The following is an 18,038-nucleotide window of genomic DNA, read 5'->3' on the forward strand; positions in this document are numbered from 1 at the left end:
ATGATGTCCTCAGTCGACTCTTGATCAATTGATCAAATCCCGCGACATGAAGGAGGTCATCGGTATGACGGCGCCCGCAGGCGACACCAGAACCGACATCCCCGGGCTGCCCCGCCCGATCCGCTGGTCGGCGGCTACGGCAGCGTTCCAGATCGAGGGTGCGCGCGACGAAGGCGGCCGCGGTCGGTCGGTGTGGGATCTGTGGGTGCAGACGCCCGGCAAGGTGATCGACGGTTCCACCGCCGAACCAGGCCCCGACAGCTATCACCGGTGGGCCGAGGACGTCGCGCTCGCCGCCGGCCTCGGGCTCGACCGCTACCGGTTCTCCATCTCATGGACCCGGGTGCAGCCAGACGGCACCGGGCCTTCGAACCCCGCGGGCCTGGACTATTACTCGCGACTGGTCGACGATCTGCTCGCGGCGGGCGTCACGCCCTTTCCCACGCTGTATCACTGGGATCTGCCGGTGCCGATTCACGAGGCCGGCGGCTGGTGCTCACGCGACACCGCCGCACGCTTCGCGGACTACACGGAACTCGTCGCCGACCGGCTCGGCGACCGGGTGAAGAACTGGTACACGATCAACGAACCCGCGATGACCACGCTCCAGGGCTACGCCGTCGGCGCGCTCGCGCCCGGAGAGTTCCTGCTCTTCGACGCCCTCCCGACCGCCCATCACCAACTGCTGGCTCACGGTCTGGCCACCCGAGCGCTGCGGGCGGCCGGAGCCGACGCCGTCGGCGTCGCCAACAACCACACGCACGTCCGGCCGCTGAATCCCGAGTCCCCCGCCGATCGTTCGGCCGTGGACGCCTACGACCTGCTCCACAATCGCATCTTCGCCGATCCGATTCTCACCGGCGCGTACCCGGACCTGTCCGCGTTCGGCCACGAGATGCCGGTGCGCGAGGGCGACATGGAGACGATCGGCCAGGCGCCCGACTTCTACGCGGTCAACTTCTACAACCCGACGACGGTGACCGCTCCGACGGGCGAGGACAATCCGATCCCCTTCGACATCGTCCCCACCCCGGGGGCACCGGTCACCGGATTCGGCGACGAGTGGCCGATCGTCCCCGAAGCGCTCACCGCGCTGCTCGTCGACTTCACCGAGCGCTATCGCGACCTCCCGCCCCTGATCGTCAGTGAGAACGGCGCCTCGTTCCCCGAGCCGGACCGTGCCGCACGCGTCGACGACGCTGACCGGATCTCGTATCTGGACGGTCATATCCGCGCGGTGGGAGCGGCCATCGCCGCCGGCGCCGACGTCGAGGAGTACACGGTGTGGTCGCTGATCGACAACTTCGAGTGGGCCGACGGCTTCACCCAGCGCTTCGGCCTGGTTCACGTCGACTTCGACACCGCCAAGCGCACGCCCAAGGCCTCCTACGACTGGTACCGCCGCGTCATCGAGGGGAACCGCGCGTGAACCGCCCCGCCCCGATCGGGCGCCGCTGGATGACACTGTTCACGCTCGCCTGGCTGGTGATCTGGATGGCGCAGCTGACACCCCTGCAACTGCTGTTGCCGCTGCAGCTCGACTCGCAGACCTCCGACGACGGCGACCGCTGGATCCACAGCGTGGTGGTGTCCGGCCTCATCCTCGGCATCGGCGCCCTGGCGGGCGTGGTCGCCGGTCCGCTCGCGGGTGCCGCGTCCGACCGCACCGACGGCTCCCGGTTCCCGTCGTGGCTGGGCGGCCGACGCCGAGTCTGGGCGCTCGGCGGCAGTTGGGGCATCGCGCTCTTCCTCGCGCTGACCGGGCTCGCCCACCGTCCCTGGCTGGTGGCGATCTGCTGGGTCGGGGTCTCGGTGGCAGTAGCGGTGGCATCGGCGGCGTTCACCGCGATGATCCCCGATCAGCTGGCGCCCGACCAGCGCGGCGCGGCCTCGGCGGCCATCGGTTCCTCGCAGGCCCTCGGCATCGTCCTGGGCGTGGGCACGGTGGTGGTCCTCGGTCTGGACGTCCTGCCCGGTTATCTGGTGCTGGCCGCACTCGTCGTCGTGGTCGGCACGTGGGCGTCGATGGGCCTGCCCGACCGCCCGGCGCCGCGCAGCGAACTCGCGATCGGCATCACCGACCGCCCACGCTGGGCGTCCTTGCGAGACCGCGACTTCTGCTGGATGCTCGGCGGTCGACTCATCGCCAACGTCGGCAACGCACTCGGAACATCGTTGTTCCTGTTCTTCCTCCTCTACGGCCTGCACCAGGACAAGGACGCGGCCGAGGACAATCTGCTGATCCTGATCGTCGTGTACACGATCTTCGTGGTCGGCAGCTCCGTGATCTTCGGGATGATCTCCGACCGTCGGGGCCACCGCCGGACGCTCACCGTCGTCGCGGCGATGGTCCAGGCCTGTTCGGGACTGGTGATCCTCGCGCATCCCACGTATGCGGTCACGATGGCCGGCGCGGCTCTCATGGGTGTCGGCTACGGCGCGTTCATGACCGTCGGCCTCGCGTTCGCCACCGATCTGCTGCCGCACGTGGAGGATCACGGCCGGGACCTCGGCATCGTCAACGTCTCCGCGGCCCTGGGTCAGTTGGTCGGGCCCATGCTGGGAGCGGGACTGGTCGCCGCGGTCGGCGGATTCTGGCTGGTCTTCGCGATGGCATGTGTGTTGTCCGTGGTCGGAGGCCTGATGACGCTGGGCGCCCGGAACACCGACTCCGCCCCCGCGGTCGTCGAGCCGACATCCTCTGCCGACGCCGGTTCGGCCCGGAAGTAGAATTACGCCCGAGTGTCCGGCGCACCACGGTCGCCGGAATCGAGCAATGAGAACGGACGAATCTTGGCGACATTGGCTACCCCGTCGGGCCACCCGAACGTTGCGATGCTGGGCATCGGCGCATACCGCCCCAAGCGACTGATCACCAACGACCAGCTGTGCCGGGTGCTCGACTCGTCCGACGACTGGATCTTCGAGCGCAGCGGCATCCGCAACCGTCGCTGGATCAGCGGCGACGAGACGATGCGGAGCATGTCAGCGGCGGCCGCCGATCGCGCGATCGTCAACTCCGGTGTCGATCGCGAGAAGATCGATCTGATCATCCTCGCCACCAGCAGCTGGCCGTGGAACGTCCCGCACGGAGCCCCGATCATCGCCTCCGACATCGGCCTCAACGGCATCCCCGCCTTCGATGTGGCGGCAGGCTGCGGCGGCTTCGGTTACGCCCTCGGCGTCGCCGCCGACGCGCTCCGCGCGGGCAGCGCACACTATGCCGTCGTCATCGGCGTCGAGACCATGTCCGTCGGTCTCGACCCGACCGACCGCAGCACCGGATTCATCTTCGGAGACGGGGCCGGAGCGGTGGTCGTGGGGCCGAGCGAGGTGAACGGAATCTCCCCGGTGGTGTCCGGCAGCGACGGCGAGAACGCCGAGGCCATCGCGCAGAACATCAACACCGTCGACTACATGGCACGATCGGTCGAGTACCAGGAGAAGGATCCGCAGACCGATCCCGTCGGGCGGATGATCATCAAGATGGAGGGGCCCAGGGTGTTCCGCTGGGCCGCCATCACCCTGCCCAAGGCGCTGACCAAGCTGCTCACCGAGTCGGGTGCGGGGCCCTCGGACATCGAGGTCTTCGTCCCGCACCAGGCCAACGCCCGGATCAACGAGCTGATGCGGAAGAATCTCGGCCTGCCCGACGACCTGCCGATGGCGGGCGACATCGAGAACACCGCGAACACGTCGGCGGCCTCGATCCCGCTGGCCATCGAGGAGATGCTGGCGACCGGCAAGGCCCAGGGCGGCCAGCTGGCCCTCATCCTCGGCTTCGGCGCGGGTCTGAGCTACGCCGGCTGCGTGGCGACACTTCCGCCGGCCCCGACCGTCTCGTCCTTCGACGGGCTCGACGAGGCCGAGCCGGGACCCCTCGCCGCGCATCTGGCCGGCATCGTCGACTGACGCCGGCCCTGACGCGGTCGACTGACGCCGGTCGCGCTCAGGCGTTCTCCTTCCGGAAGACGCTGGTGCCCCACCATCCGCCCAGGGCGCTGAGCACGATCGCCGCCAGCAGACCCCACGCCACCTGCGACGACATCACGTCGCCGAGGAACGAACTGCGCACCGAGTCCACGATCCAGCGGAAGGGCATGAAGTCCGACACGCGCTCGAGCCACGCCGGCCCGAGAGTCATCGGCAGGAGGATGCCCGACAGCAGCAGGATCGGCATCAGCAGCATGTTGAGGACCGGCGCCATCACGTCCTCGCTCTTGGTGGTGAGTGCCAAGGCGTTCGACGCGGCGGCGCAGGCACCGCCGACCAACAGCGTGATGACGATGCCGAGAACGATGCCCGGCACCGAGGCCCGCATTCCCATCGCGTAGCCGAGAGCCACGAGGATCAGTGCCTGGACGAGCAGCTGCAGGAGGTCGCGTAGGAGCCGGCCGAACAGCAGCGAGGTCCGGCCGGCCGGTGTCACGCGCTCGGCTTCGATGACGCCCTCACGCCACTCGCCGATCAGCCCGAACCCGGCGAACATGGCACCGAACATTCCGAGCTGCACCAGCAGACCGGGAACGAGGAAAGTGTACGCGTTGTCGCCGACTCCCGGGAACTGCGCGACCAGCGGTTTCAGCAACGGCCCGAAGAGGACCAGATACATCACCGGTTGCATGATGCCGATGAGGACCCACGCGGGATTGCGCAGATTCATCCGCAGCTGCCGGCGGAAGACGATGTACGACTCACGCAGAAATCTCATCGGACACCTCCTCGGTGTCGGCAGCGGCCTCCGCATCGCGAAGACTGCGGCCGGTCAGGGTCAGGAAGACATCGTCGAGGGTCGGCCGCATGATCTCGATGGACTCGATCGTGTTGCCTCTCGCCTCGAGTTCGCGCAACAGCCCCGGCACCACCTTCGCCGACCCGCGGAGCCGGGCCCGGACTCCGACGCCGTCGACGCGGATCTCGGTGGCACCGAGCGACTCCAGTTGCGCCGCCGCGCGTGCGACGGGTTCACCGGCGCCGAACTCCAGGTGCACCAGATCGCCGGACACCTGTGACTTGAGGTTCTCCGGTGTGTCGGCCGCGACGATCCGGCCGTTGTCGATGATCATGATCCGGTCCGAGAGCGCGTCCGCCTCGTCCAGGTAATGAGTGGTCAGGAACACCGTGGCACCGCGCTCGGTGCGCAGCTTGGAGATGTGTTCCCACAGGTTCGCGCGCGCCTGCGGGTCCAGCCCCGTCGTCGGCTCGTCGAGGAAGACCAGCGTCGGATCGTGGATCAGTCCCATCGCGATGTCGAGTCGGCGCCGCTGACCGCCCGACATGTTCTTGGGCATGCGATCCCACAGTCCGTCGAGTTGCAGTTGCGCGAACAGTTCCTTACCTCGTCGCACGGCGTCACGTCTGCTCATGCCGTACAACTGGCCGTGGTCGGCCACCTCGTCTCCGGCCAGCGCCTGAGAGAACGTCGCACCCATCTGGGAGACATAGCCGATGCTGCGCCGCACCTGAACCGACTCGGTGGTGACGTCGTACCCGTTGACCGTCGCGGTCCCCGCCGTCGGGCGCAGGAGCGTAGTCAGCATTCGCAAGGTCGTCGTCTTGCCCGCGCCGTTGGGGCCGAGGAAGCCCACCACCTCCCCTTCGGCGATGTCCAGGTCGACGCCGTCGACCGCACGGACCTCGCGTTTGGACTTGCCCTTGCCGGTGACGAAAGTCGCGACGAGTCCGCGTGCGTGAATCATCCCGGTTCCTTCCGGTAGTCAAATTTGACTAGTCAATAGTGCGACGACGGCAGGCGGCGTGTCAATGGCCGGTCATGTTCGGCGGGTGGTCGGTTCGGCGGGTAGTCAGTTCGGCGCGCGGTGCAGCGCCGCGCGATAGCGTTCGCGATCCTCGACGATCTGGTAGCCGGGGTCGTCGGCGGGCGGCGCCCACCGGCCGGTTTCCTCGAAGCTGAGCGCGCCGGAGGCCATGTCGGCGAGCACCCCGTCGAGCCAGTGCAGTTCCACCTCCGCGAACTGCTTCCACAGTGCCAGAGAGCGCAACGCGTGCGGCGGTGCGTAGGCCCGCCCGTCCTCCGGTGGCATGACGTCGCCGATGGCCCGGCGCACCGCGTCCCGGCGGGCGCGCAGAGCCGCTTCCGCGCGCCGGTCGCCGAGCATCGGGAGCAGTCCGAACGCGGCTTGGAAAGCGTGGCGGTCGTAGACGTTCACCTCCGAGACCCCGGCGACGATCGCGTCCTCCAGCACTACCCTGCCTGCTTCGGCGAGTTCGTACACCACCACGTCGCGACCGCCGTCGCCGATCGTGTGATCGATCAAGAGCCCCTGGCCCGCCAGAGATCGCAGAGCGTGGTAGATCGATCCGGGATTGATGCTCGCCCAGGCGTCGACCTGCCACGACATCAGCTCGCGCCGGATCTGATAGCCGTTCACCGGCTCGAACAATCCGACCGCGCCGAGCACCAGGAGCCGAGTGGTCGTGACGGACATACCTGTCACGGTAATCCGGTCAGTGCCGGAGCGGACGCACTACCCGGCGGCGCTAGATGTCCGGGGAGTACAGCTGACATGGAGGTGTCTAGAGGTCGCCCGTCAGATAATGATCCATCACCGGCCCCACCTGGCGGGCGAGCTCGTCCGGCGTCGCACTCGCGATCTCGGGTAGCGCGAAGACGTAGCGGGCCATCACCAGGCCCAGCATCTGGCCCGCGACCAGCGAGATCCTCCGCTGTCTCTGATCGCCTCGCGCCGCGTCGTGCAGGACGCGTCCGGCCGCGCCGAGGAAGAACTCCCGCACTCTGCCCGCGACCTCGTCGTCCGTCGCCGCCACACGCAGCATCGCGATCGCGCGCAGCCGCTGCTCCGGATTCTCCTCCCAGAAGCCGATGGCGCGGCGAACGAGCGCGACGCCGACGTCCGTCGACTCCGCGACCCCGGCCAGGATGTCGGCCGGATCGCGCTCCGGAGTCAGCGCCGCCACCAGCAGGCCCGATTTGGTTCCGAAGTAGTGGTGGATCAACGCGGCGTCGACGCCGGCGGCCCGCGCGACCTCGCGCATCGACGTGCGGTCGAATCCCTTGGCGGCGAACAGCTCCCGGGCAGCGTCGAGGATCGCACCGCGAGTCCGGCCGGCTCCGTCGTCGCCCGGCGGCCGCCCCCTGGTGCGTGCGTTCACTGCGCCGGCCGTTCCCGGGCGAGAACCAGCATCCGTTCCTCGATGGTGGCTCGGACGGGTTCGCACTCGGCGGAGACTCCCGCGGCGTCGAGTACCGCGTCGATCTGCGCCGGATCGGTGTCGGGCACTCGGATGTCGCGGCCGGCCAGGATCACCGGCACGTCGGCGTCGTTCAACGCCGCGAAGGCCGCCGCCCAGTCGTCGGTGCGAACGGCGATCGCGCGGGTGTCGCCGATGATGTCGTCCTCGCTGCCCGAACCGACCAGCCGACCGCCGACCATCAGGAGCAGCCGGTCGCACTGCTGCGCTTCCTCCATGTAGTGCGTCGTGACCAGCACCCCGACGCCGGCCTCCGCCTGCTGACGGATGGTGTCCCACAGCCGGGCGCGGGCGAGGGCGTCGACGCCGGACGTCGGTTCGTCGAGAACGAGGACTTCCGGTCGGTGAGCGAGGGCGATGGCGAACGCCGCCTGCCGCTGGGCGCCCAGGGACAGATCCCGCACGAGGGTGCGCCGCACGTCGGAGAACCGGCCGGGCAGTTCGGCGTTCTGCGCGCGGTAGGCGTCGGCGCTGAACTCCAGGTTCTCCTCCACCGTGAGGTCGGTGTAGAGCCCCAGGTTCTGCGGAACGTAGCCCAATCGTGCACGACGATCCCGATCCGGCGCGCCGCCGAGGACCTCGACGGAGCCCTCGGACGCCGCCAACAGGCCCAGAAGCATGCGGATGAGCGTGGTCTTCCCCGCTCCGTTGGCCCCGATGAGCCCGACCACTTCGCCTGCTTCGACGCTCATCGACACATCGTCGACAGCGGTGACGTCGCCGAATCGCCGGGTCACCGACCGCGCCCGCAGCACCGGTTCACTCATGCCGTCACCTCCCGTCGCATCCGGTCGGCGAGCGACAGTGAGATGACGATGTCCTCCAGATCGGGGTCCACCGGTTCGAGATCGACCGGGCGGGTCTCGCCGCCGGGCCGTTCGTCGGGCCAGTACTCGTGACGCTCGCGTCCCCGGCGCCATGACCACTCCGGTCGCGCAGGCTGTGCCGAGCGAGTGACGACTCCGGTGAATCCGGAGCGCACGTCGTCGTAGGAGCCCTGTGTCAGAACCCGTCCGGAGTCGAGGACCACTAGGTGCCCGGCGCGTTCGGCCTCGTCCAGGTACGTCGTCGACATTAGGACCGCGGCGCCTTCCGCCGCCGCCTCGGAGATCATCCGCCACAGATCGATGCGGCTGACCGGATCGACTCCGGTGCTCGGCTCGTCCATGACCAGCAGCTCGGGCCGGTGCAGCATCGCCATGGCTGCTCCCAGTTTGCGGCGCATACCGCCGGATAGCGCGGAGGCGGTCCGGTCCGCCGCGTCCGCGAGGCCGGCACGCCCGATCAGTTCGTCGCACCGCCGGTCGAGCTCGGTTCCGCGCAGGCCGTAGATCCCGCCGACGAACTCCAGGTTCTGCCGCACCGTCAGCGCCGCCCAGCTGCCCGGGCCCGCGGCGAGGAATCCGATGTGGTTCTTCCGCGGCGCACGCACCGTGCCCGTCGTCGGCGCGAGTTCACCGACCACGGTGCGCAGCAGCGTCGACTTGCCCGCGCCGTCGCCGCCGACCAGTGCGACGACCGTCCCGGCCGGCGCCCGCACGGACACATCGTCGAGGGCCGTCCGGTCACCGAACCGCACGCTCACCCCGTCGATCTCGGCGATCATTCGGCGCCCGCCTCGCTCGCCGCGTTGTGCACCTTCGGCGCGTTGGGAGCGAGATCACGCCGGAAGCGGAGCGTCGCCCCGGTGAACACCACGACGGCCATCACCGCCAGGACCACCAACGGGAGCCACAGCGACGAGATCGGCGCATCGCGCAGCATCACCCCCTGGGAGATCATCGTGAAATAGGTCAGCGGCAGCAGATAACCGATCCACCGCACGCCCGCGGCCATCGCTTCCAGCGGAAAGATCATGCCGGAGAGCAGAATCTGCGGCATCAACAGCATGAATGCGGTCTGAATCGCCTGCCCGGTGGTCTGGGAGACGGTCGAGATGAAGACTCCCAACCCGAGGACCACGAACAGGAAGAGCGCTGATCCCAGCGCGAATATCAGCACGTTCCCGTTGAACGGGACGTCGAACAACAGCATGCCGAGGACGGTCACGATGATCAGGTCGACCGCCGCGAGCAGGAAGTACGGCACGATCTTTCCGAGAATCACCTGACTCGGCCGGATCGGCATCACCGCGAGTTGTTCCAGTGTGCCAGCCTCCCGCTCCCGCACCAGACCGATGCTGGTGATGATGGTGCCGATGAACGTGAGGATCAGACCGATGATCGCGGGCACCATCACCCACGACGTCTTCAGATCCGGGTTGAAGAGGACCTCGACGTGGATCCGGTCGCCGAACTTGTTGAGCACCCCGACGCTCGACTGGGCGGCGAACATGTTCGACCGTCGACGAACGCCGTCGCCTGCTCCCCGGGACCGGCGGGGGCCACCACCGCGACATCGACCTCGTTCTCGCGCAGCAGGTCCTTCGCGTCTGCGGCCGTGCGGTCGGGGTAGGTATCGGTGACATCGAAGTACCCGGGCAGCGACTGCGCCACCTGTGTCGCCGTCGGCCCGACCACCGCGGTCTTGACCGAGGAGACGTAGAAGTTGGCCGCGTACCCGAAGATCACCAGCAGCAGAAGCGGCAGGACGATCAGCATGGCCATCGTGCGGGGGTCTCGCCTGAGTTCGCGGAACTCCTTGAGGATCATCGCGCGCATAGGACCATCTGACCACTGCGAGCCACTCTGGTCAACGCTTGATGAATATTTTACCGACCCACTCGGCGCCTCGCGTTACTTCCAGGTAACTGCGCGGCCGTGAGAGCGTGGAAGACAAAGGTGTGCTCCGGCACACATGCCTAGCGATCGGAGACCCAGATATGGCCGAATTGCCTGAAGCCGTCGGCACACAGATGATCGGCATGCTCGGGATCGGCGCCCACCGCCCCGAGCGCGTCGTCACGAACGACGAGATCTGCGAGCACATCGACTCCTCGGACGAATGGATCTACACCCGCACCGGCATCAAGAGCCGGCGGTTCGCGCGCCGGGACGAGACCGTGGTGGAGATGGGCGTCAACGCCGGCCGCAAGGCGATCGCCAACGCCCTCCTTTCGGGCGCGGACATCGATGCGGTCATCCTCGCCACCAACACCCATCTGCTGCTGACGCCCGCCGGCGCCGTCGCGATCGCCACCGAACTCGGTGCCAACGGAGTCCCCGCGTTCGACGTCACCGTCGGCTGCGCCGGATTCGGCTACGCGCTGTCGCTGGCCTCCGACATGGTGCGCGGCGGCAGCGCCACTCACGTACTGGTGGTCGGTGCCGAACAACTGTCGGTGACTCTGGACATGACCGACCGCACGAACTGCTTCATCTTCGGCGACGGCGCGGGCGCCGTGGTGGTCGGCCCCACCGAGAAGCAGGGCCTCGGCCCGGTGGTGTGGGGAAGCGACGGAACCCAGTTCAACGCGATCCGGCAGGACATCGACTGGGTCAGCTACATGGACGCCGGCGACATCGAGAAGCGGCCGTACCTGCGGCTCGAGGGCACCGCCGTGTTCCGCTGGGCCGCGTTCGAGATGGGCAAGGCCGCTCAGCGCGCCCTCGACGTCGCCAAGGTCGACGCCGCCGACATCGACGTCTTCGTTCCGCATCAGGCCAATTCGCGGATCAACGAGTTGCTTGCGCGCAGTCTGAAGTTCCCCGAGTCGACTGTCGTGGCGAACGACATCGAGAAGACCGGCAACACCTCGGCGGCGTCGATTCCGCTCGCCATGGAGGACCTGCTCTCCACCGGGCAGGCCAAACCCGGCGACACGGCCCTCCTGCTCGGTTACGGCGCCGGGCTCAGCTACGCCGCTCAGGTCGTCACGATGCCGCCGATACCGTTCGAGTGAGAGCTCCGAGAATTTCGGCTCCCGCAGCGCTCTGTGAGACCGTTGCGGGAGCCGAAATTTCTTCGATCACCAGAACTGGTCTTAGGTGAGCTTACCGGCCATCACCACGACCACCACGAGCAGCGCCACCCGAACCACGCCCGTGCCACGGCCGAGCACCAGCGTCGATCCCAGCACCGATCCGGCGATGTTGGCCGCGGCCAGGATCGCGCCCAGCGTCCACCACACGTCGCCCTGCACCGCGAAGACTACGAGTGCGCCGCCGTTGGTGGCAGTGTTCGCCACCTTCGCCAGCGTGGCACTGGTGAGGAAACTCTGGCCGAGAAGCGCCGTCAACGTGATGATCAGGAACATGCCGGTCCCCGGACCGAAGATTCCGTCGTAGAAGCCGATGACGCCGAAGGCCACCAGCGCCGCCGCGTAGCGACCGCGCCGGATCGGTCTCGAACCGGCGGCGCTCGCCGACCCGAACTCCGGGCGGCGCGCCACGAAGAGACCGACCGCCACCATCAGCACGATGACCACCGGCCGCATCACGTCAGAACTGAGGGCTCCGGCGGCCAGCGCGCCGAGCGCGGCACACGAGGCGGCGACGGGCACGCTCGCCGCGGCGAGCCCGCGGTCGACCGGCACCCGCCGCAGGTACAGCACCGCCGCGGTCGCGGTCCCCCAGATCGCGGTGAGCTTGTTGGTGCCGAGTGCCGTCGCCGGCGCCATCGACGGAAAGACGATGAGCAGCAGCGGGATCAGCACCAGTCCGCCTCCGCCGACCACCGCGTCGATCCAGCCCGCGACCACCGCGCCGCCGATCAACAGGGTCAGCACGGCTGGATCGGGCAGCGGCACGGGGATTCCTTCGCTCACTCGGAGATTTTGCGTCTGACGTCGGCAGACAGATAGCGTAATCGAGTGAGTTCTGAGGTCATCGCACGCGAGGTGAAGCGCCGTCGAACCTTCGCCATCATCTCCCATCCCGACGCGGGCAAGTCGACGATGACCGAGGCTCTGGCGCTGCACGCCCGGATGATCAGCGAGGCAGGCGCGGTGCACGGCAAGGGCGGCCGCCGATCCACCGTCTCGGACTGGATGGAGATGGAGAAGGCACGCGGAATCTCCGTGAGCTCCACCGCACTCCAGTTCAGCTATTCGCCGGGCGACGCCGACGCCGCCGATGCACCGAACGTCATCAATCTCGTCGACACACCCGGTCACTCCGATTTCTCCGAGGACACCTACCGGGTGCTGACGGCGGTGGACGCGGCCGTCATGCTGATCGACGCGGCGAAGGGACTGGAGCCGCAGACGCTGAAGCTGTTCCAGGTCTGCCGCCACCGCGGAATCCCGGTCATCACCGTCGTGAACAAGTGGGACCGCCCCGGCCGAACCCCGCTGGAGCTGATCGACGAGATCAGCGAGCGCATCGGCCTGATCCCGACCCCGCTGTACGTTCCGGTCGGCATCGCCGGCGACTACCGCGGTCTGCTCGACCGCCGCACCGGCGACTACATCCACTTCGAGCGCACGGCGGGCGGAGCGAAGATCGCGCCGGAGGAACTCCTCACCGCCGACCAGGCGGCCGAGCGCGAGGGCGACGCGTGGGTGGCCGCCCGGGAGGAGAGCGAACTCCTCGCCGAGCTGGGCCAGGACCACGACCAGGAGATGTTCCTGGCGGGCCAGACGTCGCCGATGATCTTCACCTCGGCCATGCTGAACTTCGGCGTGCGGCAGCTGCTCGACGCCCTCGTCGAGTTCGCGCCGCCGCCGCGCGGGCGCGAGTCGATCGACGGCGTCGAGCGCGCCGTGACCGACCCGTTCAGCGCCGTCGTCTTCAAGGTCCAGGCCGGCATGGACACCAGTCACCGCGACCGCCTCGCCTACATGCGGATCGTGTCCGGCGAGTTCGAGCGCGGCATGGTCGTCACGCACGCGCAGACCGGCAAACCGTTCGCGACGAAGTACGCGCAGGCGGTGTTCGGGCGCGACCGCTCCACCGTCGACACCGCGTTCCCGGGCGACGTGGTCGGCCTGGTGAACGCGATGGCACTGGCCCCCGGCGACACGCTGTACATCGACCCCCGGATCCAGTACCCGCCGATCCCCTCGTTCGCTCCCGAACACTTCTCGTCGCTGCGCGTCACCACCGCCGACAAGTACAAGCAGTTCCGCAAGGCCGTCGACCAGATGGACGCCGAAGGCGTGGTCCAGGTGCTGCGCAACGACGTCCGCGGCGACGCCTCGCCGGTCCTGGCCGCCGTCGGCCCGATGCAGTTCGAGGTCGTCACCGCGCGAATCAAGGCGGAGTTCAACGTCGACACCATCATCGAACCGCTCGGATACAGCCTCGCCCGCCGCACCGACGAACAGAGCGCACCCGAGCTCAACCGTCAGCGCGGCGTCGAGGTCTTCACCCGCAGCGACGGCGCGATCCTCGCCCTGTTCTCCGACAAGTGGCGCCTGCAGTACATCGAGAAGGAACACCCCGATCTGCTGCTGGAGCCGCTGGTCGCCGCGGCCGACTGATGGTCCCGCTGCGCCGCGCCGCGGTGCCCCTGATGCTCCTGGGCCTGACCGCCTGCGGCACCGACGCGACGACCGTCGACGAATCGGTCCCACCGCCTCCGCACAACGGGTCGACCAAGACGCTCGCCGACGGTGACTGCTCGGCGACACCCGCGGCCGGCCGGATCGTCCGGAGCGGTTACGGGCTGAACTATTCGCGCGGCACGATGACGGTCTCGGTGAAGCGTCCCGGCTCGCAGCGCTGCGTCGCCTTCGCCAAGTCCGGCCGCACCGACCCCGCGGTGCCGCCGGACACGCTGCTGTTCACCTTCACCGGAGACCGCGGCGAGGGCGGGCAACTGGAGTTCCTGGCGGTCGATCTCGCGGGTGGGATCCTCCCCTGGCCGGCCGGTGCGTCGGCCCGGGAGCCCGGGGCGCCTATCACCGCGACCGTCGGCGTCTCGCTCGACGGCACGTACTTCACATCCGCCACGTGCACGCTGCGGCTCGCAACCGTGACCGAGACGAGGGCTGCAGGTCGATTCGACTGCCCCGACGCGCTCGCTGCGCGGGCGAATCCCTTCGATCCCGACGACGACGTCTCCTACGACGATCCGACGGTCCCGGCGGCCCCACCCGAGTCGGCGGCGCTGTCGGGTCTGTTCACCGTGGAGAAGTAGGTCCGGACGCAGTCGCGCTAGGCGATGATCGCGGCGACGGTCGCGGCATCCACCTCTTCGACGGTCGCGGGCGAGAACGCCGGATTCCGGTCCTTGTCGACGAGGACCGCGCGGACGCCCTCGACGAAGTCGGGATGCCGGGTGATGCGGCCGGCCGCGGCCAGTTCACGGTCGAGACACTCGGCGAGCGATGAGGTCGCCCCCGCGGTGATCAGCCCGGCCGTCACCCACAGGCTGGTCGGTGACGCCGACGCCAGCAGATCGAGCATCTCCTCGGCCCACGCGTCACCGACCGCACCGCGCAGGCCGCCCACGATGCCGACGACGTTGTCGTCGTCGAAGTACTCGGCGATCTTGCGCAGCGGGAGATCGCTGGTGACCGGCCCACGATGGTCGGCGAGTGCGTCCCGCAGCGGGTCTCCGCGGCGGACGGCGTTCGCCACATCGTCGATCCGCTCCGACGGCACGAAATGAGTCGCGAGTCCGATGGCGACGGCATCGGCGCCGCGCAGGCGTGCGCCTGTCAGCCCGAGCCACATCCCGACGCCCTGCGGCAGACGCGGAAGGAAATACGTGGACCCCACATCGGGGAAGAACCCGATCGCGGTCTCCGGCATCGCGATCAACGCCTTCTCGGTGACCACCCGGACCTCGCCGTGCACGCTGATGCCCAGTCCACCACCCATGGCCGCACCGTCGACGAGGGCGACGTACGGCTTCGGGTACTCCGCGACGAGCTGGTTCAGCCGGTACTCGGCGGCGAAGTACCGGACCACCTCGTCGCTCTCACCGGCGAGCACGTGGTCGCGCACCACGCGGATGTCGCCGCCGGCGCAGAAGGCGCGATCACTTGAGGAGGTGACCAGCACGGTCTCGATCGCGTCGTCGTCGCCCCATTCCTCCAGCACGGAGTGCATCTCGGTGATCATCGACAGATCCAGGGCATTGAGCGCGCGGGGGCGGTCGAGGACGATCTCGCCGACGCCGCCGCGCACCTGGGTGCGGATGTAGGACATTCAGTCACGGTAGCGCAGCGTCCGTACCGCAGAAGAGAACGGGCGGGTCGAGCGACCGCTCGACCCGCCCGAGTATCCGATCAGCTGCGGGAGGTGTTCTCCGCGACGCGGCCGGTGTTCTCGGCGATACGAGCGGTGTTCTGGCTGATCTTGAAGATCGCGATGTACAGCTCGAAGATCACGCGCGCGAGGATCAGATAGATGAGGTACACCAGCGGCACGATGATCAGTGCCACGATCACCGTCAACAGGCCCGCGCCGACGTTGTCGCCCATCTCGGCGAAGCCGGAGATCACGCCGCCGATCAGTGCGATCGCGGCGATGATGGTGAACACGATCGTGACGATCATGTACAGCACCGGGATCACCCGGGTGGCGACCATCTTGCTGAACTGGAAGTCGAAGAGCGCCGACAGGAAGGAGCCGGACTCCTCCGGCGGCGGCTGGTGAGCGGCGCCGGGATCGACCGGGTAGGTCGGCTGGTTGTAGGCGCCGAACTGCTGCGTGTAATCGGACGGCTGGCCGTAGCCTCCGGGCTGCTGGCCGTACGTCTGCCCGTACTGGGGCTGACCGTACGGCGTCTGGCCGGGCTGGGATTGACCGGCCTGGGATTGGCCGGGTTGGGATTGACCGTAGTCGGGCTGACCGGGCTGGGACTGGCCGGGCTGCGGTTGACCGGGCTGGGACTGACCGTGATCGGGCTGCTCGCCCTCGGGCTGGTTGAACGGATCGTTAGGCGGAGTCGTCATATGTGAACCTCTCAGGAGTCATGCCTGATCGCCAGGTCGGCGACACTTGGTTGGAACAACGTAACAACTGGCTGTGACCCTCGCAGGCTCCCCGGCCGACACCGTCACGCGATGCGGTCGCGTCACGTATCGGGTCGGCGCACGCGCACGCGCGCCGCGGTCACGAATCGAGCAGTTCGGCCGCCTCCATCCACTCGGCCTCGGCGATCTCCTTGGCCGCCACCACTTCCCGGAGTCTGGCGTCCAGATCGGCGAGCCGCTCGGGGTCGACGGCGGCGTCGACCATCTCGGCGTGGAGCTTCTCCTCCTGCGCACTGAGCTTCTCCATCTGACGCTCCGCGCGGCCGAGTGCCTTGCGCGCCGCCTGGTGTTCGGCGGCCGAGAGTCCGCCGTCACCGGACGCGGGCTTCGGCTCGGCGGCCGGAGCGGATCGGCGGGCCGGAGGCGCATCGGTCTCGGCAGCCCGTCGTTCCAGGTACTGGTCGATTCCGCGCGGCAGGTTCGTCAGCGCGCCGTCGCCGAACAGCGCCCAGGTGCTGTCGCAGACCCGTTCGATCAGATACCGGTCGTGGCTGATCACGACCAGCGTTCCGGCCCAGGAGTCGAGCAGATCCTCCACCTGCTGGAGCGTGTCGATATCGAGATCGTTGGTCGGCTCGTCGAGCAGCAGCACATTGGGTTCGGCCATCAGCACACGCGTGAACTGCAGGCGGCGACGTTCGCCGCCGGACAGGTCTCCGACCGGCGTGCGCTGTCGCGCCGGGGAGAACCCGAGCCGTTCCGCGAGCTGACTCGCCGACAACTCCTTGTCGCCGAGCGTCACATGACCGGCCACCTCCTCGACAGCGTCGAGCACGCGCAGGGTGGGATCGAGGTCGTCGAGTTCCTGACGCAGCCAGCCGATCGAGACGGTCTTGCCCTCGATGCGGCGGCCCGGCGACACCGGCACCTCGCCGGCGAGCGCCCGCAGGAGCGTGGTCTTGCCGGAACCGTTGACCCCGACGAGGCCGACCCGCTCCCCCGGCGCCAGCCGCCAGGTGGTGTCCTCGAGCAGCACTCGACCCTCGGCGCCGTCCGACGACGGTGCGGTGAGCCGCGCGTTCTCGAGTTCGATGACCACGCGGCCGAGGCGGCGCTTGGCGAATGCGGAGAGTTCGACGGTGTCGCGCGGCGGGGGCACGTTCGCGATCAGCTTCTCGGCCGCCTCCACCCGGTAACGCGGCTTGGACGTGCGCGCTGGAGCACCGCGCCGCAGCCACGCCAGTTCCTTGCGCGCGAGGTTGCGCCGGCGCTCCTCGGCGGCATCGGCCTGCCTGGCGCGTTCGGCTCGCGCGAAGATCCAGTCGTTGTAGCCGCCCTCGTATTCGTCTACGCGCCCGGAGTGGACCTCCCACGTGCGGGTGGCGACGGTGTCCAGGAACCAGCGGTCGTGAGTGACGACGATGAGCGCGCTGCGCCGGTTCACCAGATGTTCGGCGAGCCAGTGAACGCCCTCGATGTCGAGATGGTTGGTCGGTTCGTCGAGGATCAGCAGGTCGGAGTCGGTCACCAGCGCGGCCGCGAGAGCCGTCCGACGACGTTGCCCTCCGGAGAGTTCGCCCACCTTGCGGTCGAGGATCGCGTCGACCCCGATACCTGCGAGGATGCCGCGGATCCGGGCGTCGCCGGCCCACTCGTGTTCGGGGGCGTCGGCGCCGACCACCGCGTCGGCGACGGTGATGCCGGGATCGAGGTCGCCGCCCTGGGTGACCGTCGCGATGTGGATGCCACCCGCTCGCGAGAGGCGCCCGGAATCGGGTTCGGTGATGCCCGCCAGGATCTCGAGCAGGGTCGTCTTACCGCCGCCGTTGAGCCCGACGACGCCGATGCGCTCACTCTCGTGCACGCCGACACTGACCTCGTCCAGAAGCGGCTTGATGCCGAAGCTCTTGCTGATGCGTTCGGCGTTGATCAGCGACGTATTGGTACGCGGGGGCATTCGTGCTTTCCGTTCAGTCAGTCGTCCAGCGAGGTCAGTCGT

The 18,038-nt window shown here is 68.5% G+C and carries 16 protein-coding genes and 1 pseudogene; 6 read left to right on the plus strand and 11 right to left on the minus strand.

The features are described from left to right. Window positions 1-64 precede the first annotated feature (64 nt). The 3 genes from ACE11G_RS13485 (at window position 65) to ACE11G_RS13495 (ending at window position 3,912) form a co-directional block, all read left to right on the plus strand. Window positions 65-1,429 (plus strand): GH1 family beta-glucosidase, encoded by a 1,365-nt coding sequence (locus ACE11G_RS13485; protein WP_375002538.1) that lies wholly within the window; start codon window positions 65-67, stop codon window positions 1,427-1,429. Beyond that, window positions 1,426-2,730: an MFS transporter gene (locus ACE11G_RS13490; RefSeq protein ID WP_062368020.1), complete on the plus strand. Its 1,305-nt coding sequence runs from the start codon at window positions 1,426-1,428 to the stop codon at window positions 2,728-2,730. The genes ACE11G_RS13485 and ACE11G_RS13490 overlap by 4 nt, the downstream gene beginning before the upstream one ends. 63 nt (window positions 2,731-2,793) lie before the next feature. Then, on the plus strand, window positions 2,794-3,912 hold the full coding sequence (locus ACE11G_RS13495; RefSeq protein WP_045538511.1) for a beta-ketoacyl-ACP synthase 3: 1,119 nt from the start codon (window positions 2,794-2,796) through the stop codon (window positions 3,910-3,912). Between the two features lie 37 nt (window positions 3,913-3,949). Here ACE11G_RS13495 and ACE11G_RS13500 read toward each other — a convergent pair whose 3' ends face one another. The 7 genes and pseudogenes from ACE11G_RS13500 to ACE11G_RS13530 all read right to left on the minus strand — a co-directional run bounded on the left by ACE11G_RS13500 (window position 3,950) and on the right by ACE11G_RS13530 (window position 9,893). Then, window positions 3,950-4,711: an ABC transporter permease gene (locus ACE11G_RS13500; RefSeq protein ID WP_062368019.1), complete on the minus strand. Its 762-nt coding sequence runs from the start codon at window positions 4,709-4,711 to the stop codon at window positions 3,950-3,952. Next, window positions 4,695-5,699, minus strand: coding sequence for an ATP-binding cassette domain-containing protein (locus ACE11G_RS13505; RefSeq protein ID WP_346074657.1), 1,005 nt, complete (start codon window positions 5,697-5,699; stop codon window positions 4,695-4,697). The genes ACE11G_RS13500 and ACE11G_RS13505 overlap by 17 nt, the downstream gene beginning before the upstream one ends. Window positions 5,700-5,804: 105 nt before the next feature. After that, the gene (locus tag ACE11G_RS13510) at window positions 5,805-6,449 is read right to left on the minus strand and encodes a PadR family transcriptional regulator (RefSeq protein WP_375002542.1); all 645 of its coding nucleotides are present in this window, start codon (window positions 6,447-6,449) and stop codon (window positions 5,805-5,807) included. 88 nt (window positions 6,450-6,537) lie between these two features. Continuing rightward, window positions 6,538-7,134, minus strand: a complete 597-nt coding sequence (locus ACE11G_RS13515; protein WP_375002544.1) for a TetR family transcriptional regulator — start codon at window positions 7,132-7,134, stop codon at window positions 6,538-6,540. Beyond that, on the minus strand, window positions 7,131-8,000 hold the full coding sequence (locus ACE11G_RS13520; RefSeq protein WP_062368016.1) for an ABC transporter ATP-binding protein: 870 nt from the start codon (window positions 7,998-8,000) through the stop codon (window positions 7,131-7,133). The genes ACE11G_RS13515 and ACE11G_RS13520 overlap by 4 nt, the downstream gene beginning before the upstream one ends. Next, window positions 7,997-8,839: an ABC transporter ATP-binding protein gene (locus ACE11G_RS13525; protein ID WP_062368015.1), complete on the minus strand. Its 843-nt coding sequence runs from the start codon at window positions 8,837-8,839 to the stop codon at window positions 7,997-7,999. The genes ACE11G_RS13520 and ACE11G_RS13525 overlap by 4 nt, the downstream gene beginning before the upstream one ends. After that, window positions 8,836-9,893, minus strand: a pseudogene (locus ACE11G_RS13530) (ABC transporter permease). Before ACE11G_RS13530 ends, ACE11G_RS13525 begins: the two are co-directional and overlap by 4 nt. A gap of 161 nt (window positions 9,894-10,054) precedes the next feature. Here ACE11G_RS13530 and ACE11G_RS13535 point away from each other — a divergent pair. Beyond that, on the plus strand, window positions 10,055-11,074 hold the full coding sequence (locus tag ACE11G_RS13535) for a beta-ketoacyl-ACP synthase III (protein ID WP_045538489.1): 1,020 nt from the start codon (window positions 10,055-10,057) through the stop codon (window positions 11,072-11,074). A gap of 81 nt (window positions 11,075-11,155) precedes the next feature. Here ACE11G_RS13535 and ACE11G_RS13540 read toward each other — a convergent pair whose 3' ends face one another. After that, window positions 11,156-11,920 carry a TSUP family transporter gene (locus tag ACE11G_RS13540; RefSeq protein ID WP_375004159.1) on the minus strand — a complete coding sequence of 255 codons (765 nt, stop codon included), beginning with the start codon at window positions 11,918-11,920 and terminating at the stop codon, window positions 11,156-11,158. A 63-nt stretch (window positions 11,921-11,983) separates the two neighbouring features. Between ACE11G_RS13540 and ACE11G_RS13545 the strand changes: the two genes are divergently transcribed. After that, a complete protein-coding gene (locus ACE11G_RS13545) occupies window positions 11,984-13,594 on the plus strand; it encodes a peptide chain release factor 3 (RefSeq protein WP_045537770.1) in 1,611 nt (536 codons plus the stop codon). Continuing rightward, window positions 13,594-14,253 carry a hypothetical protein gene (locus ACE11G_RS13550; protein WP_006897683.1) on the plus strand — a complete coding sequence of 220 codons (660 nt, stop codon included), beginning with the start codon at window positions 13,594-13,596 and terminating at the stop codon, window positions 14,251-14,253. The genes ACE11G_RS13545 and ACE11G_RS13550 overlap by 1 nt, the downstream gene beginning before the upstream one ends. Window positions 14,254-14,270: 17 nt before the next feature. On the opposite strand, the gene ACE11G_RS13555 is transcribed toward ACE11G_RS13550, so the two are convergent. From ACE11G_RS13555 to ACE11G_RS13565, 3 genes are all read right to left on the minus strand, one after another. Continuing rightward, window positions 14,271-15,269 carry an enoyl-CoA hydratase/isomerase family protein gene (locus ACE11G_RS13555; protein ID WP_006897681.1) on the minus strand — a complete coding sequence of 333 codons (999 nt, stop codon included), beginning with the start codon at window positions 15,267-15,269 and terminating at the stop codon, window positions 14,271-14,273. An 80-nt stretch (window positions 15,270-15,349) separates the two neighbouring features. Beyond that, complete coding sequence (locus tag ACE11G_RS13560) at window positions 15,350-16,018, minus strand: DUF4282 domain-containing protein (protein ID WP_006897680.1); 669 nt, start codon at window positions 16,016-16,018, stop codon at window positions 15,350-15,352. Window positions 16,019-16,178: 160 nt separating this feature from the next. Beyond that, complete coding sequence (locus tag ACE11G_RS13565) at window positions 16,179-17,996, minus strand: ABC-F family ATP-binding cassette domain-containing protein (protein WP_045537767.1); 1,818 nt, start codon at window positions 17,994-17,996, stop codon at window positions 16,179-16,181. Window positions 17,997-18,038 lie beyond the last annotated feature (42 nt).

This window comes from Gordonia sp. PS3 (genome assembly GCF_041950545.1).
Classification (GTDB): Bacteria; Actinomycetota; Actinomycetes; order Mycobacteriales; family Mycobacteriaceae; genus Gordonia; species Gordonia sihwensis.